The 25,195-nt window shown below is 64.5% G+C and carries 22 protein-coding genes; 12 read left to right on the forward strand and 10 right to left on the reverse strand.

Going from position 1 to position 25,195, the window contains the following annotated elements:
* Positions 1-16 precede the first annotated feature (16 nt).
* From LG047_RS07430 to LG047_RS07445, 4 genes are all read left to right on the forward strand, one after another.
* Positions 17-445, forward strand: a complete 429-nt coding sequence (locus LG047_RS07430; RefSeq protein WP_227966132.1) for a DUF1772 domain-containing protein — start codon at positions 17-19, stop codon at positions 443-445.
* Between the two features lie 33 nt (positions 446-478).
* The gene (gene lpdA / locus LG047_RS07435; RefSeq protein ID WP_227966133.1) at positions 479-1,891 is read left to right on the forward strand and encodes a dihydrolipoyl dehydrogenase; all 1,413 of its coding nucleotides are present in this window, start codon (positions 479-481) and stop codon (positions 1,889-1,891) included.
* Between the two features lie 120 nt (positions 1,892-2,011).
* A complete protein-coding gene (locus LG047_RS07440; protein WP_227966134.1) occupies positions 2,012-2,422 on the forward strand; it encodes an META domain-containing protein in 411 nt (136 codons plus the stop codon).
* A gap of 41 nt (positions 2,423-2,463) precedes the next feature.
* Positions 2,464-3,030 (forward strand): hypothetical protein, encoded by a 567-nt coding sequence (locus LG047_RS07445; RefSeq protein ID WP_227966135.1) that lies wholly within the window; start codon positions 2,464-2,466, stop codon positions 3,028-3,030.
* A 655-nt stretch (positions 3,031-3,685) separates the two neighbouring features.
* Here LG047_RS07445 and LG047_RS07450 read toward each other — a convergent pair.
* Positions 3,686-4,291 (reverse strand): L,D-transpeptidase, encoded by a 606-nt coding sequence (locus LG047_RS07450; protein ID WP_036283471.1) that lies wholly within the window; start codon positions 4,289-4,291, stop codon positions 3,686-3,688.
* 305 nt (positions 4,292-4,596) lie between these two features.
* Between LG047_RS07450 and LG047_RS07455 the strand changes: the two genes are divergently transcribed.
* A complete protein-coding gene (locus LG047_RS07455) occupies positions 4,597-5,481 on the forward strand; it encodes a histone deacetylase family protein (RefSeq protein ID WP_227968451.1) in 885 nt (294 codons plus the stop codon).
* On the opposite strand, the gene LG047_RS07460 is transcribed toward LG047_RS07455, so the two are convergent.
* The 5 genes from LG047_RS07460 to LG047_RS07480 form a co-directional block, all read right to left on the reverse strand.
* The gene (locus LG047_RS07460; RefSeq protein ID WP_227966136.1) at positions 5,468-6,988 is read right to left on the reverse strand and encodes a hypothetical protein; all 1,521 of its coding nucleotides are present in this window, start codon (positions 6,986-6,988) and stop codon (positions 5,468-5,470) included. The two genes, LG047_RS07455 and LG047_RS07460, sit on opposite strands and share 14 nt — an antisense overlap.
* Positions 6,989-7,252: 264 nt before the next feature.
* On the reverse strand, positions 7,253-7,378 hold the full coding sequence (gene ykgO / locus LG047_RS07465; RefSeq protein ID WP_036283477.1) for a type B 50S ribosomal protein L36: 126 nt from the start codon (positions 7,376-7,378) through the stop codon (positions 7,253-7,255).
* Between the two features lie 116 nt (positions 7,379-7,494).
* Positions 7,495-9,744 carry a TonB-dependent receptor gene (locus tag LG047_RS07470; RefSeq protein WP_370635022.1) on the reverse strand — a complete coding sequence of 750 codons (2,250 nt, stop codon included), beginning with the start codon at positions 9,742-9,744 and terminating at the stop codon, positions 7,495-7,497.
* An 89-nt stretch (positions 9,745-9,833) separates the two neighbouring features.
* A complete protein-coding gene (queC, locus tag LG047_RS07475; protein WP_227966137.1) occupies positions 9,834-10,556 on the reverse strand; it encodes a 7-cyano-7-deazaguanine synthase QueC in 723 nt (240 codons plus the stop codon).
* Positions 10,557-10,604: 48 nt separating this feature from the next.
* Positions 10,605-12,140 (reverse strand): HAMP domain-containing sensor histidine kinase, encoded by a 1,536-nt coding sequence (locus LG047_RS07480; protein ID WP_036283482.1) that lies wholly within the window; start codon positions 12,138-12,140, stop codon positions 10,605-10,607.
* Positions 12,141-12,273: 133 nt separating this feature from the next.
* On the opposite strand from LG047_RS07480, the gene LG047_RS07485 reads away from it, so the two are divergent.
* Genes LG047_RS07485 through kdsA form a run of 3 tightly spaced genes read left to right on the forward strand, consistent with a single transcriptional unit; the run spans position 12,274 to position 14,376 of the window.
* Positions 12,274-12,885 carry a glutathione S-transferase family protein gene (locus tag LG047_RS07485; protein WP_227966138.1) on the forward strand — a complete coding sequence of 204 codons (612 nt, stop codon included), beginning with the start codon at positions 12,274-12,276 and terminating at the stop codon, positions 12,883-12,885.
* Positions 12,886-13,527 carry a uracil-DNA glycosylase family protein gene (locus tag LG047_RS07490; RefSeq protein WP_227966139.1) on the forward strand — a complete coding sequence of 214 codons (642 nt, stop codon included), beginning with the start codon at positions 12,886-12,888 and terminating at the stop codon, positions 13,525-13,527.
* A 12-nt stretch (positions 13,528-13,539) separates the two neighbouring features.
* The gene (gene kdsA / locus LG047_RS07495) at positions 13,540-14,376 is read left to right on the forward strand and encodes a 3-deoxy-8-phosphooctulonate synthase (protein ID WP_227966140.1); all 837 of its coding nucleotides are present in this window, start codon (positions 13,540-13,542) and stop codon (positions 14,374-14,376) included.
* 45 nt (positions 14,377-14,421) lie between these two features.
* Here the strand turns inward: kdsA and LG047_RS07500 are convergent, their stop codons facing one another.
* From LG047_RS07500 to queF, 3 genes are all read right to left on the reverse strand, one after another.
* Positions 14,422-14,796, reverse strand: coding sequence for a hypothetical protein (locus LG047_RS07500; protein ID WP_227966141.1), 375 nt, complete (start codon positions 14,794-14,796; stop codon positions 14,422-14,424).
* Positions 14,797-14,892: 96 nt separating this feature from the next.
* Complete coding sequence (locus LG047_RS07505; protein WP_227966142.1) at positions 14,893-15,549, reverse strand: Crp/Fnr family transcriptional regulator; 657 nt, start codon at positions 15,547-15,549, stop codon at positions 14,893-14,895.
* Between the two features lie 96 nt (positions 15,550-15,645).
* Complete coding sequence (queF, locus tag LG047_RS07510) at positions 15,646-16,107, reverse strand: preQ(1) synthase (protein ID WP_036283493.1); 462 nt, start codon at positions 16,105-16,107, stop codon at positions 15,646-15,648.
* 176 nt (positions 16,108-16,283) lie between these two features.
* Between queF and LG047_RS07515 the strand changes: the two genes are divergently transcribed.
* A complete protein-coding gene (locus LG047_RS07515; RefSeq protein WP_227966143.1) occupies positions 16,284-16,817 on the forward strand; it encodes a ferritin-like domain-containing protein in 534 nt (177 codons plus the stop codon).
* A gap of 24 nt (positions 16,818-16,841) precedes the next feature.
* Here LG047_RS07515 and LG047_RS07520 read toward each other — a convergent pair whose 3' ends face one another.
* On the reverse strand, positions 16,842-17,609 hold the full coding sequence (locus LG047_RS07520; protein ID WP_227966144.1) for a hypothetical protein: 768 nt from the start codon (positions 17,607-17,609) through the stop codon (positions 16,842-16,844).
* Positions 17,610-17,918: 309 nt separating this feature from the next.
* Here LG047_RS07520 and eno point away from each other — a divergent pair, with 309 nt between their 5' ends.
* The 3 genes from eno (at position 17,919) to polA (ending at position 25,130) form a co-directional block, all read left to right on the forward strand.
* Complete coding sequence (eno, locus tag LG047_RS07525) at positions 17,919-19,202, forward strand: phosphopyruvate hydratase (protein ID WP_227966145.1); 1,284 nt, start codon at positions 17,919-17,921, stop codon at positions 19,200-19,202.
* Positions 19,203-19,286: 84 nt separating this feature from the next.
* On the forward strand, positions 19,287-21,998 hold the full coding sequence (locus tag LG047_RS07530; protein WP_227968453.1) for a valine--tRNA ligase: 2,712 nt from the start codon (positions 19,287-19,289) through the stop codon (positions 21,996-21,998).
* A gap of 141 nt (positions 21,999-22,139) precedes the next feature.
* Positions 22,140-25,130 (forward strand): DNA polymerase I, encoded by a 2,991-nt coding sequence (polA, locus tag LG047_RS07535; protein ID WP_227966146.1) that lies wholly within the window; start codon positions 22,140-22,142, stop codon positions 25,128-25,130.
* The last annotated feature ends 65 nt before the right edge of the window (positions 25,131-25,195 follow it).

A 25,195-nucleotide genomic window follows, 5' to 3' on the forward strand; every position in this document is an offset into this window, starting at 1 on the left:
TTCGAGGATGGTTGGAATGATCATTGGTTCGCTTGCGCTCGCAGCCGCGGGCGCCTTCACCGGCGCTTCTCTTTACGTCAATTACGTCGAGCAGCCGGCGCGGCTGGCGCTGAGCGACGACGCCCTTATCAAGGAATGGGAGCCCTCCGACCATCGCGGCTTCATCCTGCTCGCCGGACTGGCGGCGGTCGCCGCGCTTTTCGGCTTCATTGCCTATCGCGAACTCAACGACGTCCGCTGGGCGCTCGGCGCGCTCGTCATGCTGGCGACATGGCCCTACACCTATCTCGCCATCGTGCCGCTCAACAATCGCATCCTCGCCCTCATCGGCGCGGACGCCGCCCATGAGGCGCGCAAGGTGATCGACCTTTGGGGCCGGCTCGAGATCGGGCTGACGGGAATCGGCCTCGTCGCCATCGCGATCTTCGTCTGGGCGGCGAGCTGACCCTTTCGGCGCCATTCTTGAAGAGCGCATGACATGAGTTACGATCTTGTGGTGATCGGCACGGGTCCGGGCGGCTATGTCTGCGCGATCCGCGCCGCGCAACTGGGCCTGAATACCGCCGTCGTCGAAAAGGACGCGACCTATGGCGGGACATGCCTCAATGTCGGCTGCATTCCGTCGAAGGCGCTCCTGCACGCGTCCCACATGTTCGCGGAAGCCTCGCACGGGCTCGCGCCGCTGGGCGTGATCGTCGATCCGCCGCGGCTCGACCTGCCGGCGATGATGAAGCACAAGGCCGACACTGTCGGCGCGAATGTCAATGGCGTCGCTTTTCTGTTCAAGAAGAACAAGATCGACGCCTTTCGCGGCGTCGGGCGACTCGCCGGCCCTGGCAAGGTCGATGTGACCGGCCCGGATGGCGCAACGCAGACGATCGAGACGAAAAACATCGTCATCGCCACCGGCTCCGCTGTTGCGCCCTTGCGCGACGCCTCCGGCGCGGAAATCGCCATCGATGAAAAACTGGTCGTTTCCTCGACGGGCGCGCTGGCGTTGGAGAAGGTTCCTCAAAAGCTCGTCATCGTCGGCGCGGGCGTGATCGGGCTGGAGCTGGGCTCGGTGTGGCGGCGCCTGGGCGCGCAGGTCACGGTCATCGAATATCTCGACCGCATTTTGCCCGGCTTCGATCTCGAAGTCGCCTCGCGTTTCCAGAAGGTCCTTGAAAAGCAAGGATTTGCTTTCAGGCTCGCCTCAAAAGTGACGGGCGTTGCGCAAGCAGGCGCCGGCGCCGTCGTGTCCTGTTCTTCGGTTGACGGCGCGACCTCGGACAAGATCGAGGCCGATACGGTGCTGATCGCGACCGGCCGCATCCCCTATACGCAGGGCCTCGGGCTGGAGGAGGCGGGCGTGGCGATGGAGCGCGGGCGCATCGTCATCGACGACCATTTCGCCACCAATGTCGCGGGCGTCTACGCCATCGGCGACGTCGTTCGCGGGCCGATGCTCGCGCACAAGGCGGAGGACGAGGGCATAGCGATAGCCGAAATCCTCGCCGGCCAGGCCGGGCATGTGAATTACAACGTCATTCCCGGGGTCGTTTACACCATGCCCGAAGTCGCCTCGGTCGGGATCACCGAGGAAGAAGCCAAGGCGAAGGGCGTCGCCGTCGCCATCGGCAAATTCCCCTTCTCTGCGAACGGGCGCGCGCGGGCGATGCGCGAAACGGACGGTTTCGTGAAGATCATCGCCGACGCGGCGACGGATCTCGTGCTCGGCGTCCATATTCTGGGCGCCGGCGCCGGCGAACTGATCGCGGAAGCGGCCGTGCTGATGGAGTTCTCCGGCTCTGCGGAGGATCTCGCGCGCACCTGCCACGCCCATCCGACCATGTCGGAGGCGATGAAGGAGGCCGCGCTGGCCGTCGCGAAGCGGCCCATCCACATCTGAGGCCTCGCGGGATTTCTCGACTATTCGGCGAGAGCGGCCCGGTCTTCGAATGGATGGGGCTTGGCGTTCGTCGACGCGGCGCCCACATCTCCTGTGCCTGTCTTTTGGGAGATGTCGATAATGAGATTATTTGCGACCGGCGCCGCCTGCGCCCTGCTGGCGCTTTTTTCCGTCACGACCGCCCGAGCCGCGGACGACTCGATCGTCGGGGAATGGCGCGTCGAACGACTCGACGGGGCGCCGCTCGTGCCTGGCTCGACCGCCACCATGCAGTTCGCCGCCGACGGCCGCGTGGCCGGAAAAGGCTCCTGCAACCGCTACGGTTCAGGCTATAGGATCGACGGCGACAGCATAAGCTTTACCGGAGCGATGGCCACGCGGATGGCCTGCGCGCCCGCCCTGATGCGACAGGAGGCGCGCTTTCTGTCCGTCTTCAGCGGCGAGGCGCGCTGGACCATCGATCACGACACGCTGACGCTGAAAGGCGAGACCGGCGTAATCGTACACGCCAAACGCTCAACGCGCGGATAAAATCCCGATTCGCGGCGCCCGCGGATGTCGAGGAAAATGTAATGGAGCAGATCAAACGCCGGCTGAAGCGCGCTTTCTGGATCGCCGTCGCGCTCATCTTCCTGCTCGAAAGCTGGCTTTGGGACCATGTGAGGGAATGGCTGCGCGCGCTGGAACGCGCGCTCGGCATGGAGCGTATGGAACCCTGGCTGCGCGACCTCGTCGCGAGAATGTCGCCGCCTGCAACACTCGCGCTGTTCGCAATTCCGGCGCTGGCGGTCTTTCCGCTCAAGTTGCTGGCGGTGGCGGTTGTCGCCAGCGGCCATGTCGTGACCGGGGTGATCGCGATATTTATCGCCAAGACTCTGGCGCTCGGCGTTACATCCTTTCTTTTCGACATCTGCCGCAACAAGCTGCTCGAAATGCAGTGGTTCGGACGCTTCTATTCGCTGGTGCTCGATGCGCGCGCCTGGGCGAGCGCGCTGGTTGCGCCGCTGAGGGCGCAGATCCACGAGTTGACGAGGCAGATCCGGATGCAATTCGCCAAGATCATCGGCCCCGAAAGCGGCAATTTGAGACGGGGGCTCGCGCGGCTGCGTGAACTCGCTCGCCCAAAACGCTCCGCCTAACGCTGGTCACTCGCAGATCGCATATCCGAAACAGAAATCATCCGCGGCCGACGGCGACGTATTGAAAATCGTCGTCGCGCTCGCGACGCCTGCGGCGAATAAGACGATAAATAAAGATATGGCCGCCTTACGCATGTGAGCCCCCCAAAAAATCTTGCGCGGCGAATGCATCGCTCGCCGATTGAAATGAACGGTGAAGGGCGGAGGAGCCGGGCTGCTTTTCTTGGAGCAATATCTCAGTCTTCGAGCCTTCTTCCTATTAACGCTAACCGGCCGCCCGCGTTCCGTTAAATTTTGTGGATGACGCAACTAGCGGCATATTGCGTAACCGGCGCAAAAATCGCTCTTTTCCATGTGGACGACCGCGAGGCGATAGCCTCCGGCAGCCGCGCCGACGAGAAGAAATGCGCAAATAGCCAGCATTGCGATCCGTGCTGTGTGGCGTATCGCCGAAATCTCCATCTCCGCCTCCCCTCCAACGAGAAACAAGATGAAATTAACCATCCGCGCAGCCGGACGGCGTGCGCCAGCGCTCATTTCGGAAGAGGGGCGGAGGGGAAAACGGTCCGCGAGACGCCGCGGGAAAATCAATAAAAATCGGACCGATTGAAAAAGCGGCCCTCTCTCCGCAACCGGGGAGAGGGCGCGAGAAGCGTCAGATCACCACGACCTTGGTGCCGACCTTGACCCGATTGTAGAGGTCGATGGCGTCGATGTCGCGCATACGGATGCAGCCCGAGGAAACGCCCTGGCCGATCTTCTCCGGCTCATTGGTGCCGTGGATGCGGTACAGCGTGTCCTTGCCGTCCTGATAGAGATAAAGCGCGCGCGAGCCGAGCGGATTGTCCGGCCCGCCCGGGAGGCCGCCGGCGTCCGCCGTCGGCTGAAGATGCGGCCAGCGCTCCAGCATGTCCTTGGGCGGAATCCAGCGCGGCCACTCCTGCATCGCGCCGACATAGGCGCGGCCGGTCCAGCCCATGGCGTCCTGGCCCGTCGCGACGCCGTAGCGCACGGCCTTTCCGCCCGGCATGACGTAATAGAGGAAGTGGTGACGCGAATCGACGACGATGGAGCCGACGGGTTCGCTCGTCTTGTAATCGACCAGATAACGCTCGAACTCCGAACCGATCTGAGCCTGGGGCGCAAGCGCCATGAATTCGGCGTCGCGGCCGGAGAGCTTGGGATCCGGCAACCGCGTGCCGTTACAAGCCGAAAGCGCGACTGCAGAGAGAGTCGCAGCAAGCAATAGCCTCAAATTCATAATGGTCCCCCTTTCCGCCGCGGAACAGACGTTAGCAAAGCCTTACCACGAACTTGCCCGCAACCTATCGGTGCAACACGCTCGCCGAAGCAATATTCTCGCTGTGTTGCGCAGGCGCCACGGCCAATTTTTCGCCACAAAGCGGCTCGCCGGAAATGCAAAGCTTGGCGTCTTCCAATTTTCATGGACATAAGCGAATGAACGGCGGAAACTGATGAAAAAGAGCGGTCACAAAGGCCGACTCGCACGGCGGCGTTGCGGTGAGAACCCTGATTTTCACACATTCTAGTGGTCTTGCCCATGAGATGGGCCCCGGTCATCCGGAGCAGCCCGAGCGGCTGCGCGCCATAGAACGTGGACTGGAGGCGGAGCGCTTCCAGTCGCTTGGGCGCGTCGAAAGCCCCGCCGCGTCCCTCGACGCAATATTGCGCGTTCATCCGCAAGCCTATGTCTCGGCGCTGGAGGAAGCCGCGCCCAGGGAGGGCTACGCCGCGCTCGACAGCGACACGCTGATGTGCCCGAAGACCCTGGAGGCGATCTGGCGCGCCGCAGGCGGAGCCGTCGCCGCGGTCGACGAGGTGATGAGCGGCGCCGCCGACACGGCTTTCGTCGCGGCGCGGCCGCCCGGCCACCATGCAAGCGCGCGCAATCCGATGGGCTTCTGCTTTGTCAACAATGTCGCGGTAGCCGCGCGCCACGCGCAGGCCGCCTACGGCGCCGAGCGCGTCGCCATCGTCGATTTCGACGTGCATCACGGCAATGGCACGCAGGATATCTTCTGGTCCGACAACAGCGTGCTGTTCTGCTCGACTCATCAGGCGCCCTTCTATCCCGGCACCGGCGGGCGCAACGAGACGGGCGAACATGGCACGATCGTCAATGCGCCGCTTTTCGCCGGTTCAACCGGCGACGCCTTTCACGAAGCGCTGGCCGACCGGATTCTGCCGCGGCTGCGGGACTTCGCGCCGGACCTCATCCTGATTTCCGCGGGGTTCGACGCCCACGAACGCGACCCGCTCGGCGGGCTGCGGCTGAAGGAGCGGGACTTCGGCGAAGCGACGAAGCGGCTGCTGGACGTCGCGGACAAAAGCTGCGGCGGCCGGCTCGTCTCACTCCTCGAAGGCGGATACGATCTAGAGGCGCTGAGCGGCAGCGTCTCGGCCCATGTGCTCGCGCTCATGGGGGCGTGATACGGCGCAACCCATTTGCGAAAACAGCCTCCGCCTCGGCGGCGTTGTGCGCCTCTTCGGCGCGCGCCAATATGTCGGCGAGCTTCACTTCCTCGTCACGCGGCGGCTGGAACCGCTGCTGTCGCGCGGCCTCCAGCGCGCCGGCCGTCACCCGCTTGGAGAGCCGCTCCTTTTCGAGTTGCTCGGTGAGGTCGTGCACCGTCTTTTCGAGTTGCGCGCGGCGCTCGTCGAACCGCTTCGTTTCGGCCGCGAGACGCTCGCCGGCGAGCTCCGCCTTGCGCTTTGATTGCTCGACCTCCGTCGAAAGGTCGCGCATGGCGCGGATCAGGCTCTTGGCGCGCTGGCTCAGCCGCGCATTTGCGCCTTCCTGATCGGTGAGCCTCTGTTTCAGCTGCGCGGCCTCATGCGCGACTTTTCCCGCATATTCCGACAGGCCGGAAATTTTCTTTTCGAGCTCCTGCGCGCGGCGTTCTGTCGCCCGGCTCTCGGCGATCTTCGCCTGCAGTTCTGCCCGCACTTCGGAAAGCAGCTTGTCGCGCGCCTGCGCATGGGCGGACAGCATGTCGATCTTCGCCTCGAGTTCGGCGATGTGGCGGCTGTCCGCCTCCTTCTCCTCGCGCCACGCCGCATGCGCCTTCTGGTGCTCGGCCTGATTGGCGGTGAAGAGTTCGTCGAGCCTGGTCAGCTGACGCCCGTCGGATTCGAGCGCGATCTCCAGTTCGCGAACCTTGTCGGCGAGCCCTTTCGCCTGAAGTTCGCTCTCGCTGTAGGCGTTCTGCAGCTTCGCGTGGTTCTGCTGGCTTTCGTTGAGATTCGCCTGAAGCGTCTCGACATGCTGTCGGGCGAAGACCAGCTGATCGCGAAGCGCGGCGAGGTCGCCCTGGAGCTGCGAGACCTGCGCGTCGTTTCTTTCGTTGGTCGCCTGCGCCGCCTCTAGCGCGTTCTTGAGATGAAACGACTGGCCGCGCTCGGCCTCCAGCGTCTGGCGCAGTTGCGCGGCGTCATCGATGGCCTCGCGCAAATCCGCCTCGACCGCCTCTATCCGCGCCTCACGGCTGCGCGTCGAAGCCTTCAGGCGATCATTCTCGGCGCGGAGCAGGCTGTTTTCCGCAAGAACCTCTTCCCTGCTGTCATGGAGCGCGCGGGACTCGGCTTTCAGATCGGCGAGCGCGCCCTCGGAGAGCGCGAGCATCATCGCGCGTTCGACGAGCGCCGCATTGGTCTGCTCGCGCACCGCGAGGATCTGCCCTATCCAGCCGGAGATTTCGATGAAATTTTCCCTCAGCGCGGCAAGCTCGTCGATCTTGCGGACGAAATCCACGCAGCGATTCTTGATCTCTTCGTTCTCGGCGCCGATCTGGTCGAGCGTTTCCTGCGAGAGCGCCGCGTCCTTGGGCTCCTGTCCGGCGGGACGGCGGCCCTGGCCGACCCAGCTCGACAGTTTCGTCAGAAGATTTTCCCGATCCTGCGGGGAGGGCGACGCGGGCGCAATCATGATACTCGACATTTCAATGTTCCCATCACGCAAAAACGCGCCCGCCGCCGGGAGGAGCGGCGGCAGAGTAACAGCCCCGCCCATAAAGATGCGGCAGATTTTCTGAAAACACAATTAAAGTCACAAGCTTAAGAACAAGGCTAAGCTTGAAGCGGTTAACCCGATGCTTTCATTGCAAGAAAAAACCGCCGCTGTTGCGGCGGTCGGCCAGCAAATGAAAAAGCCGCGAAGCCTTAGCGGCCCGCGGCTGTTTTCGAAAAGCGTGAAGCGCCCGTATCAGCCCTGGCGGGCCTTGTAGCGCTTCTGCACCTTGTTGATCACATAAACGCGGCCCTTGCGGCGCACGATCTGGTTGGCGCGGTGGCGCGAACGCAGTGATTTCAGAGAGTTGCGGACTTTCATCGATCTATCCTCGGCAACAACACATCGGCCGGGATGAACGCCCAGCGCATCGTTCGGAGGTGGCTATGCCAAATTTTGCGCCGCCGATCAAGTCGAAAGCGCTACGGCGTCCCGCCTCAGAACACGATATTCGCAAAAAACCGCACATTCGTCCCCGGCATCAACACCTCGTTCTTGCGGAAGGAGACGCTGTTGCGGATGTCATCGTTGAGCAGATTGTTCCCCACGACGCCGACCATCATCTCGCGGCCCTTCGGATCGTTGGGATCCAGCCTCAACCGATAGCTGACCTCGGCCTTGAGCAGATTGTAGCCGCTGGTCGGCGTCTCATAGGGCGCGATATTGTTCTGGGCGAAGGCGTGCAGCAAATTCACCCGCGCCAGCCAGTTGGAGTCGCGCCAGAAAAGGCCGCCGCCGAGCCGCAGGGGCGGGATGCGGGGCACATTGCCGCCGTAAGTGAAACTCGCGCGCACCACGTCGAACTGGTTTTCGACGCCCACGGTTCCCCCCGCAAGCGGCGCGACGTCCCACTGGCTCTGGAACTCGCCGCCGCGAAACACCGCGTCGCGCTGGGCGTAGACTGCCTGAGCGAGTTCGCCTCCCTCGCCGCCCGGCGTGCAACTCGCGAAATCCTCGCCGCAGCTCTGGCCGGTGAAATTTCGATAAATGAATCCGTCGAAGCGCGTGTAATAGACGGACGCCTCGAAACGAAATGGCCCGACGGCGCGGCGCAGGCCCAGTTCGACCGTCTTCGCCGCCTCGATCGACAGATCAGGATTTCCAATGTCGAATGTGCCCGTCGATTCATGCGGACCGCGCGACAGAAGCTCCGGCGCGCGAGGGGCGCGTTCGACATATTGGGCGGTCAGGCTCGCGACCATGTCGCCTGGCAAGTCCTGCAGGAAGCCGATCGCGCCGCTCATGGGCGCGAAATTCCGGTAGCGCGTCAGGTTGATGTCCGGGACGACGAAAAGATTCGGCGAAGAGCCCGCGACATTGGCGCTTTCGACGCGCCCCGCAATCTCCATGCGCAGCGCGTCGGTGAATCTGAATTCATTGAACAGAAAGGCGGCGACGCTTCTCGTCGTGTTCGGATTGAACAGGCCGCCCTCGACGCCCTGCGACGTCAGGATCTGGTTTGCGCCCTGCACGCCGAAGAAGCTTTTCAGCGTCGCGAAGGGGAGGCGAAGGGGAAGAAACTGCGCCTCGACGCGCGTCTCCAGCTCCTTGCTCGTAAAAGTCTGAAGCACGCCATAGGCGCCGTCCAGATTCGCGATTTCATGATGTTTGTAATCCGAGAGCCCCGCCCAGAAGCGGATGGCCTCGACATAAGAGGATTGCGGCCGGAACTCGCCTTTGCCGCTGACCTTGGTCTGGCGCATGTTGATGCGCGTCGAGGTCTCCGCCGGCTCGACGCCGGGAATGCCGTATTGGGTATTGAACTGCGTCACCGCGAAACCGACGTGGCCGCTGTCGAAAAGATAGGTCGCGCCGAGCGAGGCCCCGCCGGAGCGCATGGCGGAATTGGGCTGGCGCCCGTAGACGACGGGCGGCGGCTCAGGCGGGTAGAGATAGGGATAGCCGGGAATGGCGTAGTCGTTCGCGCGCCGGCCCTGAACGTCGGCGTGCACCAGAACATTGCCCTGCCCCGCATCGAGCAGCGCCGCGCCCTCCTGCGCGAGATCGACGGTGGCGAAAGCGGCGCGCGTCTCGAAACGCGCGCAGCCCTTGTCGCGGAAAACGACTGAATCGCTGCAGGGCGGCGCGTCGGGAATGCGGTTGTTGGAGACGTTCACGACGCCGCCGATCGCCTGCGAGCCCCAGCGGAGCGTCGCGGGCCCGCGCACCACCTCCACCTGGCTAGCGCCGAGCGGATCGAGCGGGACGGCGTGGTCCTCGCCCAGTTCGGAAACGCCGCTCGACGCGACGCCGTTCTCCTGAATGCGGACGCGGTAATTGTCGAGACCGCGCACGATCGGGCGGCTCGCGGCGCCGGGCGCGAAGCTGGAGCCGGTGACGCCCGGCTTCGCGAACAGAAGGTCGCCCAGCGTCGTTCCGGTCGAGCGGCGCAGCTCGCCATTGGTGACGACCGTCACCGTTCCGAACTGATCCGTGACGATGGGAAGCGTCCCTCGCGGCGGCGCCTCGGGCGCCGCCGCCGAGGTTCCGGACGGCGTCGCGGCGGGACGGCGAGGCGCGGGCGCGGCGATCTGCGCGGCCTGAACCCGCGCCGGAGCGCGCCGTTTGACCGGGCTCGCCGCGCCAATGTCGATCGACGGCAGCGCCTGCTGCGCAAAACCCGGATGGGCCGCCATGACGGCGCAGCCGAGGGTCGGCGCAGCGAGCCAGCGCACGAAAGGCTTCATCGATGTCCGCCCGGGTAATAACGTTATAATGTTACATTGACGTTATAACATTACGTTCAAGGCGGGCGTCAAGTCCCGCGGGGGCGACTTCAGTCCGGCGGGATGAACCTCTCCCACCCCGCCGCGCGCAACTGGCAGGCGGGACATTCGCCGCAGCCATAACCCCAGTCGAAGCGCCGGCCGCGCTCCCCGAGGTAACAGGTGTGGCTCTCCTCGACGATGAGCTGCACCAGCGCGTCGCCGCCGAGCTCCTGCGCCAGTCGCCATGTCGCCGCCTTGTCGATCCACATGAGCGGCGTGTGGATGACGAACGCCCGGTCCATGCCGAGGCTGAGCGCCTGCGCCATGACGCGGATCGTCCCGTCGCGACAGTCGGGATAACCGGAATAATCGGTCTCGCACATGCCGCCGACGAGATCGAGAATCGAGCGCCGGTAGGCGAGCGCCGCCGCGAATGTGAGAAAGAGAAGATTGCGCCCTGGCACGAAAGTGTTGGGCAGGCCGTCGACGTTCATCGCGATCTCGGCCTCGCGGGTGAGCGCCGTGTCGGAAATGGCGCCGAGCGCCTCGATCGAGATGGTGTGATCCTCGCCCAGCCGTTCGCGCCAGGCGGGTGAAATGTGCGCGATCCCTTCGCGCAGGGCGGCGCGGCGCTCGAGTTCGACGCGATGGCGCTGACCGTAGTCGAAGCCCAGCGTCTCGACGCGAGAAAAGCGCGTCAGCGCCCAGGCGAGACAGGTCGTCGAATCCTGGCCGCCGGAAAACAGCACCAGCGCGGAGTCGGAGAGGGGGGTCTTGTCGTCGGCTGTCATGTTGGTCGGCCAAAACTAGCGCCGACCAACGTCCTGCGCCAGCCTTGCTCAGGCCGCCGGGCGCCGCGTGTGCTGGTCCGCCGGCGTGTCGAACTTCGGCAAGGCGTTCATCACGCGCTGGGCGGGGAAGACGACGATCGCGTCGGTGCCTTCGCGCACCTTCGACTTCAGCACGAACTGGCCGCCGTGCAATTCGACGAGTCCCTTGACGATCGGCAGGCCGAGGCCCGTCCCCTCGTCGGCGTTTTTCTGCGCGAGCATCCCGCGCCCGAAGGAGGACATCACCACCGCGATCTCGTCTTCCGGAATGCCGGGGCCGTTGTCCTTGATCGCGATATATTGGCCGCCGGCGCTGGTCCAGCCGACCTTGATCGTCACCTGCCCGCCCTGCGGCGTGAATTTGATGGCGTTGGTGAGCAGATTGAGAATCACCTGCCGCACCGCGCGCTCATCCGCCCAGATTCGCGGAAGGCTCGGCTCCACCACCTCTATCATTCTGATATCGCGCTTTTGCGCCCTGATCGTCAGCAGATGGCGACATTCCTGAGCCACGCCGACGAGCGAGACGCTTTCTTCCTTCAGCTCGTAACGCCCGGCCTCGACGCGCGAGAGGTCGAGGATTTCATTGATCAGCATGAGCAGATGCTGGCCGCTGGAATGAATGTCGTTGGAATAGTCGCGATAGGCCGGATTGGCGTGGGGGCCGAACAATTCGCCCTTGAGCACTTCGGAAAAGCCGAGGATGGCGTTGAGCGGCGTGCGCAATTCATGGCTCATCGTGGCCAGGAAGCGCGACTTGGCGAGATTGGCCTCCTCCGCGCGGCGGCGCGCCTCGTCGGAATTGGCCTTCGCCTGCTCCAGTTCGGTGATCAGCTCGTTCTTTTCGGCGCGGAAGAACTGGCTCTCCGACGCGAGCTGATGGAAGCGCTTGGCGAGGACGAAGAAAAACACCTGCGTCACCGCCACCATCGCCAGAAGCGCCACCGAGGTGTCGCCGAAACCGGTGAAACCGATGAAGAAGACGATCGTCAGCGACGTCGGCACGATCGCGGCGTACACCGCGACGGGAATGGTCGCCGTCACCATGGTGTTGAAGGCCGCCGACAGCAGCATCATGGCGATGACGAAGATGCGCGCATTCGGATCCTTGCAACTGAGCAGGATCCCCGCCACGCCCGCCCAGACGACGCCATGAACAAGTTCGGTGACGACGAATTTCGTGCGCCACCGTTTCACGGTGATTTTCGAGTCGTCGTAATATGCGAGCCGCTTCGCCATGCCGTAGCACAGGATGAGGCTGGAGAAGGCCAGAACGGACCAGATGAAGATGGCGTTGGTCTTCACCCAATAGAGCGAGAGCATCGTCATCATCAGGATCAGCGCGACCGCCGAGATGGCGGACTCGACCCTTGTTTCGGCGTAGGCGCGGAGCAGTTCCAGATCACAGGCGCGGTGGCCGGTGTCGGATGTCGTCAGCCGCTCGCGCGCCTCGCGCACCTTTGCGCCGAGCCGACGCTTCTGCGTCGCTGTCTGCGGATCGAGGCCGCGGCCGCGCTCGATCATTTCTGCGGTAACTTCACTCATGCTGGACGATACGCAGTACGAAGCTTGAGGTAGGCTGTATGGATAATCGTCGAGAAATATTAACAGCCTCCTGCCCGATCGTCGTAAACTCGGGCATATTTTGGGGCAGAGCCTCCCTAAAACGCAGGACGCCATGCTTCTCCACACGACGCCCGTTGCCCCGAATCCCCGAAGAGTCCGCTTTTTTCTCGCCGAGAAGGGCGTCTCCATCCCCATGCACGACGTGAATCTGATGGCGCTCGAACACAAGACGGACGCCTATGCGAAAATTAACCCCTTGCTTACCGTGCCGGCGCTCGAGCTCGACGACGGCGCCGTGCTGACGGAGTCGGTCGCAATCTGCCGCTATATCGAATCTCTCTATCCCGAGCCGGCGCTTTTCGGACGCGGCGGCCGCGAGCAGGCCTTTGTCGAAATGTGGCAGAGGCGCATGGAATTCGGCCTGTTTGCGCCCGTCGCGATGGCTTTCCGCCACAGCCATCCGCGCATGGCGGCGCTGGAGCAGCCGCAGTTCCCGGAGTTCGCCGAGGCGCAGCGCCCGCGCGCGATTCGCATGATGCGTTTTGTTAACGATGAACTCGCGCAGCGTCGCTTCATCGCCAATGAAAATTTCACCATCGCCGACATTACCGCTTTCATCGCCATGGAATTGACGAAACTCGCGCGGGTCGAAATCCCCGACGATCTCCGGCACCTCGCCCGCTGGCGCGCGGAAGTCGCGGCGCGACCGGGAGCCTCCGCGTAAATGGCGCGTGGCGAGGCAAGGAAACTCGACGAAGTCGTCGCGCGCATCCGCGCCTGCCGTTTCTGCGTCGAGACGCCCGAGGGCGCGCCGCTGCCGCATGAGCCCCGCCCGGTGTTGCGCGTTTCATCCAGCGCGCGGTTGCTGATCGCGAGCCAGGCGCCGGGCAATCTCGTCAATCAGACCGGCCTCCCTTTCAACGACCCTTCCGGCAACCGGCTGCGCGAATGGATGGGCGTGGACCGCGAGACTTTCTACAATGTCTCGCGCATCGCCATCGCGCCCATGGGCTTCTGCTTTCCCGGCAATGACGCGGCGGGCGGCGACCTACCGCCGCGGCGCGAATGTCGCGCCCGATGGCACGACGAACTCTTCGCCGCCCTGCCGCAGATCGAAACCGTGCTCGCCATCGGACGCTATGCGCAGGACTATCACTTCGCCCGGCTCGGTCATGCGCTGCCCAGGGGACAAGGCGTCTCGCAGATCGTCGCGCGCTGGCGCGATTTTCAAAACGCGCGGCCCCTCATCTTTCCGCTGCCGCATCCGTCTTGGCGCAACACGGGCTGGCTCAAGCGCAATCCCTGGTTCGAGGCCGAGGTTCTGCCCGTGCTGCGCAAGGAGGTCGCGCTGCTCGTCAAAACATGAGAGAAAGCGCGCGTGACGACAGTTCCTATCGGAGAAGGCGCACGCCGCGTCGAGATCGGCGCCGACCGGCCGCTGACGCTGATCGCCGGCCCCTGCGCTCTGGAGAGCCGGGAGATGGCGCTCGAGGTCGCGCGTGAACTCGCGCGGCTGTCGGATCGCCTTGGAATCGGCGTCGTTTTCAAGGCTTCCTTCGACAAGGCCAACCGCACCAGCGGCGACGCGCCGCGCGGTGTGGGGCTGAGCGCAGCGCTGCCGATCTTCGCCGAGATCAAGGCCGCGACGGGACTGCCGGTGACGACCGACGTGCATGAGAGCGGACAATGCGCCCCCGTCGCGGAAGTCGTGGACCTCCTGCAAATCCCCGCCTTTCTTTGCCGTCAGACCGACTTGATCGTCGCCGCCGCGCGGACCGGGCGGCCGGTGAACATCAAGAAGGGCCAGTTTCTCGCGCCATGGGACATGATCCATGCGGTGGAGAAAGCGCGCGCGGCGGGCGGAGGCGGCGTTCTCGTCACCGAGCGCGGCGAGAGCTTCGGCTACAACACCCTCGTCGCCGACATGCGCGCCCTGCCGATCCTGCGGGAGACCGGCGCGCCGGTGATATTCGACGCCACACATTCCGTGCAGCAGCCGGGCGGACGCGGCGCGTCCTCGGGCGGCGAGCGGCGCTTTGTCGCGACGCTCGCGCGGGCCGCCGTGGCGGTCGGCGTGGCCGGGCTTTTCGTCGAGACGCACCCCGATCCCGACGCCGCCATCTCCGACCCCGCGACGCAGGTTCCGCTCGGCGAGCTGGGCGCGATGATGGAGCAATTGATGGGCTTCGATCGGCTGGCGAAGGCGATATCATAGCGCCCTCACGCAGCGAATAAGTAACCGCGAGCCCTCCATTGCCGCTCAGGGGTTTTGAACGAGCCGGGGCTCCGGGGCGTCGGCATAATCCGTCAGCCAGCCGACGGCGACGATGACAAGCCCCATGCCCGCGAAGAAAAGAAAGGCGGGGCCGACGCTGTAAAAGCCCGGAAGGAAAGCGACGACAAGCAGCGTGGGGCCGACGATCCGCTCGATCCAGCCATGAACCGAGAATGGCAGGCGGCGGAAAAGGCCGAGGGGGAAATTCGTCGCCAGCGTCATGGTGAGATGCACGGCGGCGAGCGTCCACGCCAGTCGAGCCGGCAGGCCGTCGAAGCCGAGCAGGCTCGGTGCGGCGAGAAAAACAACGACGGTGAGATAATCGAGATAGCCATGCGCGCGCGGCGTGATGAGCTTCATGATCGCGCTCCTTTTCCCTTGCGGCGCGCCGATTTTCATGGGCGCCCGCTATGAGAAAGCGTTAAGGCGCGGCGGCGTCGATGTCTGTCATCCGGGTTACAATTCGAAAGATTTCGATCCGGCGAACGACCGAAGCGCGGCGTGGTTCACGCAGATCATTTCCCGCTGGTAATCGAGCGCGCCGCGGCGTCGAAGCGCGTTCATGATCTTCGTCACGACGGGACGGCTCGCGCAGACGAGATCGGCGATGTCCTGTTGCGTGAGCGGTATCTCGAGCGAATAGCCGTGCGAACACGGCGCGCCGAAAGCGAGCGCGAGTTCGCAGAGCGTTTCGATGAGACGCGCCTCGACGGTCTTTGTCTGGCAGTCGACGAGCTTGCGCTCCGCCCGCTCCCGCGAGGCTTCGAGACCCTGGTTGAGAAACGCGGCGAAGACCGGATTCTTTCCGACGAGACGGGCGATATCCGCATGCGCGATCCTGACGATACGGGCCTCGCCAATCGCCGTCGCCGCGTGTTCCGCGGGCCTGATGGCCGCCGCGGTCCCGAAAACTCCGCCCGAACTCAGGACGGCGATCGTCAGTTGACGGCCATCCTTTGCGACATGCGAGAGCTTGACGACGCCCTTCAGCACGCAGTGGAGAAAGGCGACATGGTCGCCCTGGCTGTAGATGACGGCCCTGTCTGCAACATCCGCGACGACAAGCGATGGCGCGACGCGCCGCCAGTCCGCGATGTCGTCTTCCTTCAGCATGAGCCACGCTCTGGGCCGGCCGCTCGCAGCGATGGACGATCAAGCTAGCAGATGCGGCGTCGCAACGAAACGCGGATCATCCGACAGCGCCGCCGCTCACCCCCGCCCGCGATAGGGCGGCACGCCCTGATCCGGCAGCCACAGACCTTCCGGCGGCGCGCCGGTTTGCCAGAAAACGTCGATCGGGATGCCGCCGCGCGGATACCAGTAGCCGCCGATGCGCAGCCAAGCGGGCTTCATCGCCGCGACCAGGTCGCGCGCGATCCGCAGCGTGCAGTCCTCGTGAAAGGCGCCGTGATTTCGGAAGCTTCCGAGGTAGAGCTTCAGCGATTTCGACTCGACGAGCCATTCGGCCGGAACGTAATCGATGACGATATGCGCGAAATCCGGCTGGCCCGTCACCGGGCAGAGCGAGGTGAACTCCGGCGCCGTGAAGCGCACGAGATAGCTTGCGTCCTTGTGCGGATTGGGCACGAGATCGAGTTCGGCGTCGTCCGGCGAAGCGGGCAAAACCGTCTGTTGGCCGAGCATCGCGGCGCCTTCGTGGATTCTGGTCATGGCCGTAAAGATAACGACGCGCAGCGCCCGTCAAGCCGGGGAGAGCACGGCCCTCGCGTTGACAAAGGCGGGCGCCGCGACATTTACGCCGTAGCGCCGCATGGGCGGCTTCTTCACACATCGACACCCTGATGGCGCCGAGCCGTGCATGCGAATCCCATTCGCAGGAGGACGCGATGGCAAGGAAAGACACATCGAAGAAAACCACGACCAACGCGCTGGAAAAGCTCTTCCTTCACGCGCTCGGCGACATCTACTCGGCGGAAAATGCCGCCTCCAGGGCGCTGAAGGATCTCGCGGGCGCGGCCACCCTGCCCGGTCTGCAAGCGGCGCTGACGGCGCATCGCGACGAGACGGAGGCGCAGAGGAAACGGCTCGAAGCGATTTTCGAGATGTTCCACGCCAGGCCGAAATCGATCACCTGTCAGGCGATCAAGGGCATCGTCGACGAGGGGGAAACGATGCTGGGAGAATTCGGCGACACGGACGCCGCCGACGCCGCCGTGATTTTCGTCGCGCAGGCGATCGAGCATTACGAGATCAACCGCTTCGGCACGCTGCGCGAATGGGCGCATGAACTCGGAAAACCCGAGGCCGAGCGGATGCTGTCCGAAATGCTCGACGCGGAATACGCCGCCGACCAGATGCTGACCAAGATCGCCGAGGATCAGGCCAATCGGGCGGCGGAAGGCGCGCGCGCCGGGATGTAGGTCGCAAGGCGAAGGACCGCGCCCTTACGGGTCGCGGTCGTCCGCGCATTCGCCGGTGCGCAGCGTGATCGGATGCGCGGTCATCCAGCCTGAGAGGAAGCGGTTGACGGGTGTGGTCAGGGCGGTCTGCATCTCGGCCCTGATCACCTCGAGCCATTTCTGGCGGCGATCGGGCGTGTTCATCTCGGCCGGCACGCCGAGGTCAATGGCTTTCACGGCGAACTGGAACGGCATGGTGTGCCAGAAGGCGACGGCCCCGCCGCCCGGCATCGCCTCGACGGCGGCCTCGGGCGTCCTGGCGAGCTTTTCCTGCTCCTCCGTCGGCACGGCGCCCGGCTTGCCGCTCATCGGGGCGCCGATGGCGACGCCGTTGCGGAAAAACATGTTCTGCAACGCGCCTTTGCGCGCGGCGATGACATTGCCGCCAATGGCGAATGTCGCGTTGGATTTCTCGACAGCGCAGCGGAGCATGCGGTCGAAGCAGGCGGCGACGCCGCTCATATGGGCCTCGCAGCCGGTCTCGATCCATTTGGCCATGACTTCCGGCTTCACGTCGAGCACATAGGCGACGCCGGTCATGTCGCCGTTCTTGTATTCGCAGCGCTGCACGAGCGCGGCCGGCCAGCCCTGGAAGTCCTCGGCGACCGGGGCGCACTGGCCGGCGCGCACGGGCGACTTCTCCAGAACGCCCTGCACGGCGGCGACATGCTCCGCCGTCTGCGCCGCAGCGCCCTGAGCGCCGAAAACAATCGCCGCTGCGGCGAGCGTAAACCGTCGGTTGCCAAACGCCATCTGTTCCTCCCGCGCGACGCTTTTTCTTGGTGTTTGTGAAGTCGAACGATGCGCTTTTGCCGGCTTTACTTCGAATCATGCAGCAACAAGCGCCGTGGATTCGCTTCTTGTATTTGATATATCTCAAGGATAGCGGCCCGGCGGCGCCAGTCAACCGCTTTCGCCGCCACGATCTTTCCGCGTCGCACAAAGATCGGACGCGCGCCGGAGCGCAAAACGCACATTCCGGGCGCTGCGAGGCTTTCCCGCACGGCCTAATAGGGCTAAAAGGCGGCGCTGCTCCGCGCCGCATCATAAAGAGGCCCTTCAATGACGGAAATCATCGACATCCACGCCCGTGAAATTCTCGACTCGCGCGGGAATCCGACCGTCGAGGTCGATGTGACGCTGGAGGACGGCTCATCGGGCCGCGCCGCGGTTCCGTCCGGCGCCTCGACCGGCGCGCATGAAGCCGTGGAAAAGCGCGACGGCGACCCCAAGCGCTATCTCGGCAAGGGCGTGCTGCAGGCGGTCGACAATGTGAACGACGAAATCGCCGGCGCCCTGCTCGGCCTCGACGCGGAAGACCAGGTCTCGATCGACGAGACCATGATCAAGCTCGACGGCACGCCGAACAAGGCGCGTCTCGGCGCCAACGCCATTCTCGGCGTCTCGCTCGCCGTCGCCAAGGCGGCCGCCGAGGCTTCCGCCCTGCCGCTCTACCGCTATGTCGGCGGCGTGCAGGCGCGCGTCCTGCCGACGCCGATGATGAACATCGTCAATGGCGGCGTCCATGCGGACAACCCCATCGACTTTCAGGAATTCATGATCATGCCGACCGGCGCGGACAGCGTGCGCGAGGGCATCCGCTGGGGCGCGGAAATCTTCCACACGCTGAAAAGCGCGCTCAAGAAGGCCGGCCTTTCCACCTCCGTCGGCGACGAAGGCGGCTTCGCCCCGAACCTTCCTTCCGCCGAGGCGGCGCTCGACTTCATCATGAAGGCGATCGAGACCGCCGGCTTCAAGCCGGGCGTCGACGTGCATCTGGCCTCCGACTGCGCCGCGACCGAGTTCTTCAAGGACGGCAAATATGTCTATGAAGGCGAGGGCGTGACCCGCACCATCGACGAGCAGGTCGCCTATCTCGCCAAGCTCGCGAGCGCCTATCCGATCGTCTCCATCGAGGACGGCATGTCGGAAGACGATTGGGAGGGCTGGAAGAAGCTCACCGACGCCATTGGCAAGAAGGTGCAGCTCGTCGGCGACGATCTCTTCGTGACGAACGCCAGCCGCCTGTCTCAGGGCGTCAAGACCGGCACGGCGAATTCGATTCTCGTCAAGGTCAACCAGATCGGCTCGCTCACGGAGACGATTTCCGCCGTCGATATGGCCCACCGCGCTGGCTACACGAGCGTGATGTCGCATCGCTCGGGCGAGACGGAGGACAGCACGATCGCCGATCTCGCGGTCGCGCTGAACTGCGGGCAGATCAAGACCGGCTCGCTCGCGCGCTCCGACCGCACCGCGAAATACAACCAGCTCATCCGCATCGAGGAAGAGCTTGGCGACGCGGCCGTCTACGCCGGCAAGGGCGCGATCAAGCAGCTCGCCTGATCGCGAGCCGCAATCTCGGGGCTCCCATCCCTCCCCGTAAAGGGGAGGGATTTTTGTAACGAACGCCCGGCTTACCCGATGACCATGGAAAAAACCTTCGACCCCCGCTCCATCGAGAGCCGCATCCGCACCACCTGGGAAGACGCGCAGGCGTTCCGCGCCGGCCGTCCCGAGCGCGCGGGCGCCGCCCCCTATTCCATCGTCATCCCGCCGCCCAACGTCACCGGCAGCCTGCACATGGGCCATGCGCTCAACAATACGCTGCAGGACATTCTCGTGCGCTACCACCGCATGAGGGGCGAGGACGTGCTGTGGCAGCCGGGCACGGATCATGCGGGCATCGCCACGCAGATGGTCGTCGAGCGCCAGCTCATGGAGCGCCAGGAGCCGGGCCGCCGCGAGATGGGCCGCGAGAAATTCCTCGAGCGCGTGTGGGAATGGAAGGCGGAGTCGGGCGGCAAGATCGTCGAGCAGTTGAAGCGGCTCGGCGCCTCATGCGACTGGTCGCGCGAGCGCTTCACGCTCGATGAGGGCCTGTCGCGCGCTGTCGCCAAGGTCTTCGTGCAGCTCTATCGCGACGGGCTGCTCTACAAGGACAAGCGCCTCGTCAATTGGGATCCCGTGCTGCACACGGCGATCTCCGATCTCGAAGTGCTGCAGCAGGAAGTGAAGGGCCATCTTTGGCGCTTCAAATATCCGGTCGTGGATGACGCGGGCGAAGAGACCGGCGAGTTCATCGTCGTCGCGACGACGCGTCCGGAGACCATGCTCGGCGACACCGCCGTGGCCGTGCATCCGGAAGATGAGCGCTACAAGGCGCTCGTCGGCAAGCGCCTGCGCCTGCCGCTCGTCGGGCGTCTGATCCCCATCGTCGCCGACGAATATTCGGATCCCGAGAAGGGCACGGGCGCGGTGAAGATCACCCCCGCGCACGACTTCAACGACTTCGAGGTCGGCAAACGCCACGGCCTTCGGCTCATCAATGTGCTCGACGCGCAGGCGCGCATGCAGCTCGGCGCCAACGCCGACTTCCACGAGGGCGTGGAGCCGTCGGAAGAACTCGCCGCGACCGTCGCCGCGCTCGACGGCCATGACCGTTCCGCCGCGCGCAAGCTCGTCGTCGAGATGATGGAGGCGAGGGGCCTTCTCGACGGAATCGACGACCATAAGCACATGGTCCCGCACGGCGACCGCTCGCAGGCGGTGCTGGAGCCGCGCCTGACCGATCAGTGGTATGTGGACGCCAAGACGCTCGCCCAGCCGGCGCTCGCCGCCGTGCGCGAGGGCCGAACAAGCTTCGTGCCGAAGAACTGGGAAAAAACCTATTTCGAATGGCTCGAGAACATCCAGCCCTGGTGCGTTTCGCGTCAGCTCTGGTGGGGCCATCGCATTCCCGCCTGGTATGACGAAGACGGCAATGTCTATGTCGAGGAGACGGAGGAAGCCGCCCATGTCGCCGCGCGCTCGCGCACCGGCGCCGACGTAATGCTCACGCGCGACGAGGACGTGCTCGACACCTGGTTCTCCTCCGCGCTGTGGCCCTTCTCGACGCTCGGCTGGCCGGACGAGACGCCGGAGCTTTCGCGATTCTATCCGACGAATGTTCTCGTCACGGGCTTCGACATCATCTTCTTCTGGGTCGCCCGCATGATGATGATGGGCCTGCACTTCAAAAAGGAAATCCCCTTCAAGGACGTCTACATCCACGCTCTCGTCCGCGACGAGAAAGGCGCAAAGATGTCGAAGTCGAAGGGCAATGTCATCGACCCGCTGCATCTCATCGACGAGTATGGCGCGGACGCGTTGCGTTTCACGCTCGCGGCGATGGCGGCGCAGGGACGCGACATCAAGCTCTCGACGCAGCGCGTCGAAGGCTACCGCAATTTCGCGACGAAGCTCTGGAACGCCTCGCGCTTCGCCGAGATGAACGGCTGCGCGCGCGTTTCGGGCTATGACCCGCGCGCCAACAAGGTGACGCTCAACCGCTGGATCGTCGGCGAAGCGGCGCGCACCGTGCGCGAGGTGAGCGCGGCGATCGACGCCTATCGTTTCAACGAGGCGGCGGGCGCCGCCTATCGCTTCGTCTGGAACGTCTTCTGCGACTGGTATGTGGAGCTGACGAAGCCGCTCCTCACCGGCCCCGACGGCGCCGAAAAGGATGAGACGCGCGCGACGACCGCCTTCGTTCTCGACCAGATCTACGCGCTGCTGCATCCCTTCATGCCCTTCATCACGGAGGAGCTCTGGGCGATCAAGGGGGCCGAGGGGCCGAAGCGCGAGAGCCTGCTGGTACTGGCCCGATGGCCGTCGCTCGAAGGGCTCGAAGATGCGGCGGCCGAGAGCGAGATCGGCTGGGTTGTGGACCTCATCTCGGAAATCCGTTCGCTTCGCGCCGAGATGAACCTCAACACCGAGACCGAGCTTCTCTTGATTGGCGCTGATGCGACGCTTCAGGCGCGCGCGACGCGCTGGGAGGAGACGATCCGCAAGCTCGCCCGCCAGTCGAAGGTCGGCTTCGCTGACTCCGCGCCCAAGTCCTCGGCGCAGATCATCGTGCGCGGAAGCGTCGTCGCCATCCCGCTCGAGGGCGTGATCGACCTCGGCGCGGAAAAGGCGCGTCTCGCCAAGGAAATCGCCAAGCTCGAGGGCGAGGTAAAGAAGGTCGATGCGAAGCTCGGCAACCCCGGCTTCCTCGCCAAGGCCGACGAGGAAGTGATCGAGGAACACAAGGAGCGCCGCGAAGAAGCTCTCGCGCGCATCGAGAAGCTCAACGGGGCGCTGGGGCGGTTGGGCTAAGGCCCCCTCCCCCCAGCCCTCCCCCGCTTACGCGGGAGAGGGAGCAGACTGTCGCCCTCATCAACATCGCTGCTCGCGAGCCACGTCTCCCTCCCCCTTGCGGGGAGGGACAGGGCAGGAGCGACCCGCTACAATGCCCTCATGAGCTCCAAGCACAAACCCGTTGGCCGCGGCAGCCATGTCTTTCTCGTCGACGGCTCGTCCTTCGTCTTTCGCGCCTATTTCCAGTCGATCCGGCAGGACGCGAAATATAACTACCGCTCCGACCGGCTGCCGACCGGCGCCGTGCGGCTCTTCTGCGCCAAGATCCTGCAATTCGTGCGCGAGGGCGCGGCGGGCGTGAAGCCGACCCATCTCGCCATCATCTTCGACAAGAGCGAGAAATCCTTCCGCAAGGAAATCTACCCGGAATACAAGGCGCATCGGCCCGATCCGCCGGAAGACCTCGTCCCGCAATTTCCGCTCATGCGCGCCGCCGTGCGCGCCTTCGGCCTCACGCCGATCGAGCAGGATCTCTACGAGGCCGACGACCTCATTGCGACCTATGCGGAACAGGCGCGCAAGAAAGGCGCCGACGTGCTCATCGTGTCCGCCGACAAGGATCTCATGCAGCTCGTCGGCCCCGGCGTGACGATGTACGATCCGGCGTCCGGCGCGCGCGAGGAGCGGCTGATTACGGAAGCGGAGGTCGTCGACTATTTCGGCGTGCCGCCAGAGAAGGTCGTGGACGTTCAGGCGCTCGCCGGCGATTCGACCGACAATGTGCCGGGCGCAAAGGGCATCGGCGTCAAGACCGCCGCGCAGCTCATCAATGAATATGGCGATCTCGACACGCTTCTCGAAAAGGCCCCCGGCATCAAGCAGCCCAAGCGCCGCGAGGCGCTGACGGAGCCCGAGGCGGTCAAGCTCATCCGTCTTTCAAAAAAGCTCGTCGAGCTCGTGCGCGACGCGCCAGTGGAGACGAAGCTCGACGAGCTTGGTCTCGAAGAGCCCGACGCGAAAAAGCTTGTCTCCTTTCTGCAGGCCATGGAGTTCACGACGATCACCCGCCGCGTTGCGGAGCTTTACGGCGTCGACGCGCATGACATCGAGCCCGATGCCGATTTCGTCGGCCCTGCCGGCTGGCGCGCGCGCAATGGGGAGGTGCGGGAAGACGCGCCCGCAGCGGCGCCGAAAGCGGAGAAGACGGCCGGAAAATCGAAGCACGGCGGCAAGGCGGAGGGCATGACGCCTGCGAGTCTCTCCGCTGCGCGCCGCGCCGAGGCGCAGGCGACGAAGATCGACCGTTCCGCTTATGAGACCGTAACCTCGCTCGCGAGCCTCGAAAAATGGGTCGCAGAGGCGACAGATGCGGGTGTTGTCGCAGTCGATACGGAAACAACCTCGCTCGATCCGATGAGCTGCGAGCTCGTCGGCGTGTCGCTCGCAATAACGCCGGGGCGCGCCTGTTACATTCCGTTGCAGCATCGCGAGCCGGGCGACGGCGATCTCTTTGGCGGCGCCGCGCTGCTCGAGGGACAGATCCCCCTCGACAAGGCGATTGCGACACTCAAGCCGCTTCTCGAGGACGACGCCGTTCTCAAGATCGCGCACAACATGAAATACGATCTGCTCGTGCTGGCGCGCTACGGCGTAGACGTCGCGCCGATCGAAGACACGATGCTGATTTCATATACGCTCGACACCGGCCGCAACAATCACGGGCTCGACGAGCTGACGCTGAAGCATCTCGGCCACGAAAACATCCCCTTCTCCGCCGTCGCGGGGTCGGGACGCAATTTCATCGGCTTTGCGCGGGTCGCGCTCGATCGTGCGACAGAATACGCCGCCGAGGACGCCGATGTGACGCTGCGCCTATGGCGCGCGCTCAAGCCGCGTCTCGCCGCCGAGCATATGACGAATGTCTATGAGACGCTGGAGCGGCCGATGGTCGCAACGCTCGCGGGCATGGAGCGGCGCGGCATAACCATCGACCGCGCCATGCTCTCGCGCCTCTCGGGAGAATTCGCTCAGGACATGGCGCGGCTGGAGGCCGATATTTTCGATCTCGCGGGCGAGACCTTCAATCTCGGCTCGCCCAAGCAATTGGGCGACATTCTCTTCGGAAAGATGGGCCTGCCCGGCGCGAAGAAAACCGCGACCGGCGCCTGGTCGACATCCGCGAGCGTGCTCGAAGACCTCGCAAACGAGGGCAATGATTTCGCGCGTCGCATTCTCGACTGGCGGCAGCTCTCGAAATTGAAGAGCACTTACACCGACGCCCTGCCCGGCTTCGTCAACAAGGAAACGGGGCGCGTCCATACGTCCTATGCGCTCGCCGCGACAACCACGGGGCGGCTCTCGTCGTCGGACCCGAATCTGCAGAACATTCCGGTGCGCAACGAGGCGGGACGCAAGATTCGCAAGGCTTTCGTCGCGTCGCCCGGCCATGTGCTGATAAGCGCCGATTATTCGCAGATCGAATTGCGGCTTCTCGCGCATATCGCCGATATTCCGCAACTCAAGAAAGCCTTCGCGGACGGCATGGACATTCACGCCATGACGGCGAGCGAGATGTTCGGCGTGCCCGTGAAAGACATGCCGCCCGAGGTGCGCCGCCGCGCCAAGGCGATCAATTTCGGCATCATCTACGGCATTTCCGCCTTCGGCCTCGCCAATCAGCTCTCCATTCCGCGCGAGGAGGCGGGCGCCTATATCAAGCGCTATTTCGAGCGCTTCCCCGGCATACGCGACTATATGGAGGCGACCAAAAAACTCGTTCGCGAAACGGGCTCGGTAACTACGATCTTCGGCCGCGTCTGCCATTTCCCGCGAATCGGCTCGGCCAACGCCTCCGACCGCGCCTTCTATGAGCGGGCGGCGATCAACGCGCCGATCCAGGGCGCCGCCGCCGACATCATCCGCCGCGCCATGGTCCGCATGGACGATGCGCTGGCGAGCGAAGGACTAAAGGCGCAAATGCTGTTGCAGGTGCATGACGAACTGGTGTTCGAGGCGCCGAAGAAGGAAGCGGAGGCGACGATCGAGATCGCACGCCGCGTGATGGAAGAGGCGCCGGCGCCGGCCGTTCAACTCGCCGTGCCGCTGAAAGTGGACGCGCGCGCCGCGGCCAACTGGGACGAGGCGCATTAAAAAAGTCCCGGAAAACCCCAAGAGCTTTCCGGGACATATTTCAGCGCATCGATACGAGGTCGCGG

Source organism: Methylocystis sp. WRRC1 (assembly GCF_020733155.1).
Classification (GTDB): Bacteria; Pseudomonadota; Alphaproteobacteria; order Rhizobiales; family Beijerinckiaceae; genus Methylocystis.

Excerpts from the sequence above, each read along its gene's own strand:
- LG047_RS07430 (WP_227966132.1), top strand. The coding sequence starts at position 17 with ATGATCATTGGTTCGCTTGCGCTCGCAGCCGCGGGCGCCTTCACCGGC.
- lpdA (WP_227966133.1), top strand. The coding sequence starts at position 479 with ATGAGTTACGATCTTGTGGTGATCGGCACGGGTCCGGGCGGCTATGTC.
- LG047_RS07440 (WP_227966134.1), top strand. The coding sequence starts at position 2,012 with ATGAGATTATTTGCGACCGGCGCCGCCTGCGCCCTGCTGGCGCTTTTT.
- LG047_RS07445 (WP_227966135.1), top strand. The coding sequence starts at position 2,464 with ATGGAGCAGATCAAACGCCGGCTGAAGCGCGCTTTCTGGATCGCCGTC.
- LG047_RS07450 (WP_036283471.1), bottom strand. The coding sequence starts at position 4,291 with ATGAATTTGAGGCTATTGCTTGCTGCGACTCTCTCTGCAGTCGCGCTT.
- LG047_RS07455 (WP_227968451.1), top strand. The coding sequence starts at position 4,597 with ATGGGCCCCGGTCATCCGGAGCAGCCCGAGCGGCTGCGCGCCATAGAA.
- LG047_RS07460 (WP_227966136.1), bottom strand. The coding sequence starts at position 6,988 with ATGTCGAGTATCATGATTGCGCCCGCGTCGCCCTCCCCGCAGGATCGG.
- ykgO (WP_036283477.1), bottom strand. The coding sequence starts at position 7,378 with ATGAAAGTCCGCAACTCTCTGAAATCACTGCGTTCGCGCCACCGCGCC.
- LG047_RS07470 (WP_370635022.1), bottom strand. The coding sequence starts at position 9,744 with ATGAAGCCTTTCGTGCGCTGGCTCGCTGCGCCGACCCTCGGCTGCGCC.
- queC (WP_227966137.1), bottom strand. The coding sequence starts at position 10,556 with ATGACAGCCGACGACAAGACCCCCCTCTCCGACTCCGCGCTGGTGCTG.
- LG047_RS07480 (WP_036283482.1), bottom strand. The coding sequence starts at position 12,140 with ATGAGTGAAGTTACCGCAGAAATGATCGAGCGCGGCCGCGGCCTCGAT.
- LG047_RS07485 (WP_227966138.1), top strand. The coding sequence starts at position 12,274 with ATGCTTCTCCACACGACGCCCGTTGCCCCGAATCCCCGAAGAGTCCGC.
- LG047_RS07490 (WP_227966139.1), top strand. The coding sequence starts at position 12,886 with ATGGCGCGTGGCGAGGCAAGGAAACTCGACGAAGTCGTCGCGCGCATC.
- LG047_RS07500 (WP_227966141.1), bottom strand. The coding sequence starts at position 14,796 with ATGAAGCTCATCACGCCGCGCGCGCATGGCTATCTCGATTATCTCACC.
- LG047_RS07505 (WP_227966142.1), bottom strand. The coding sequence starts at position 15,549 with ATGCTGAAGGAAGACGACATCGCGGACTGGCGGCGCGTCGCGCCATCG.
- queF (WP_036283493.1), bottom strand. The coding sequence starts at position 16,107 with ATGACCAGAATCCACGAAGGCGCCGCGATGCTCGGCCAACAGACGGTT.
- LG047_RS07515 (WP_227966143.1), top strand. The coding sequence starts at position 16,284 with ATGGCAAGGAAAGACACATCGAAGAAAACCACGACCAACGCGCTGGAA.
- LG047_RS07520 (WP_227966144.1), bottom strand. The coding sequence starts at position 17,609 with ATGGCGTTTGGCAACCGACGGTTTACGCTCGCCGCAGCGGCGATTGTT.
- eno (WP_227966145.1), top strand. The coding sequence starts at position 17,919 with ATGACGGAAATCATCGACATCCACGCCCGTGAAATTCTCGACTCGCGC.
- LG047_RS07530 (WP_227968453.1), top strand. The coding sequence starts at position 19,287 with ATGGAAAAAACCTTCGACCCCCGCTCCATCGAGAGCCGCATCCGCACC.
- polA (WP_227966146.1), top strand. The coding sequence starts at position 22,140 with ATGAGCTCCAAGCACAAACCCGTTGGCCGCGGCAGCCATGTCTTTCTC.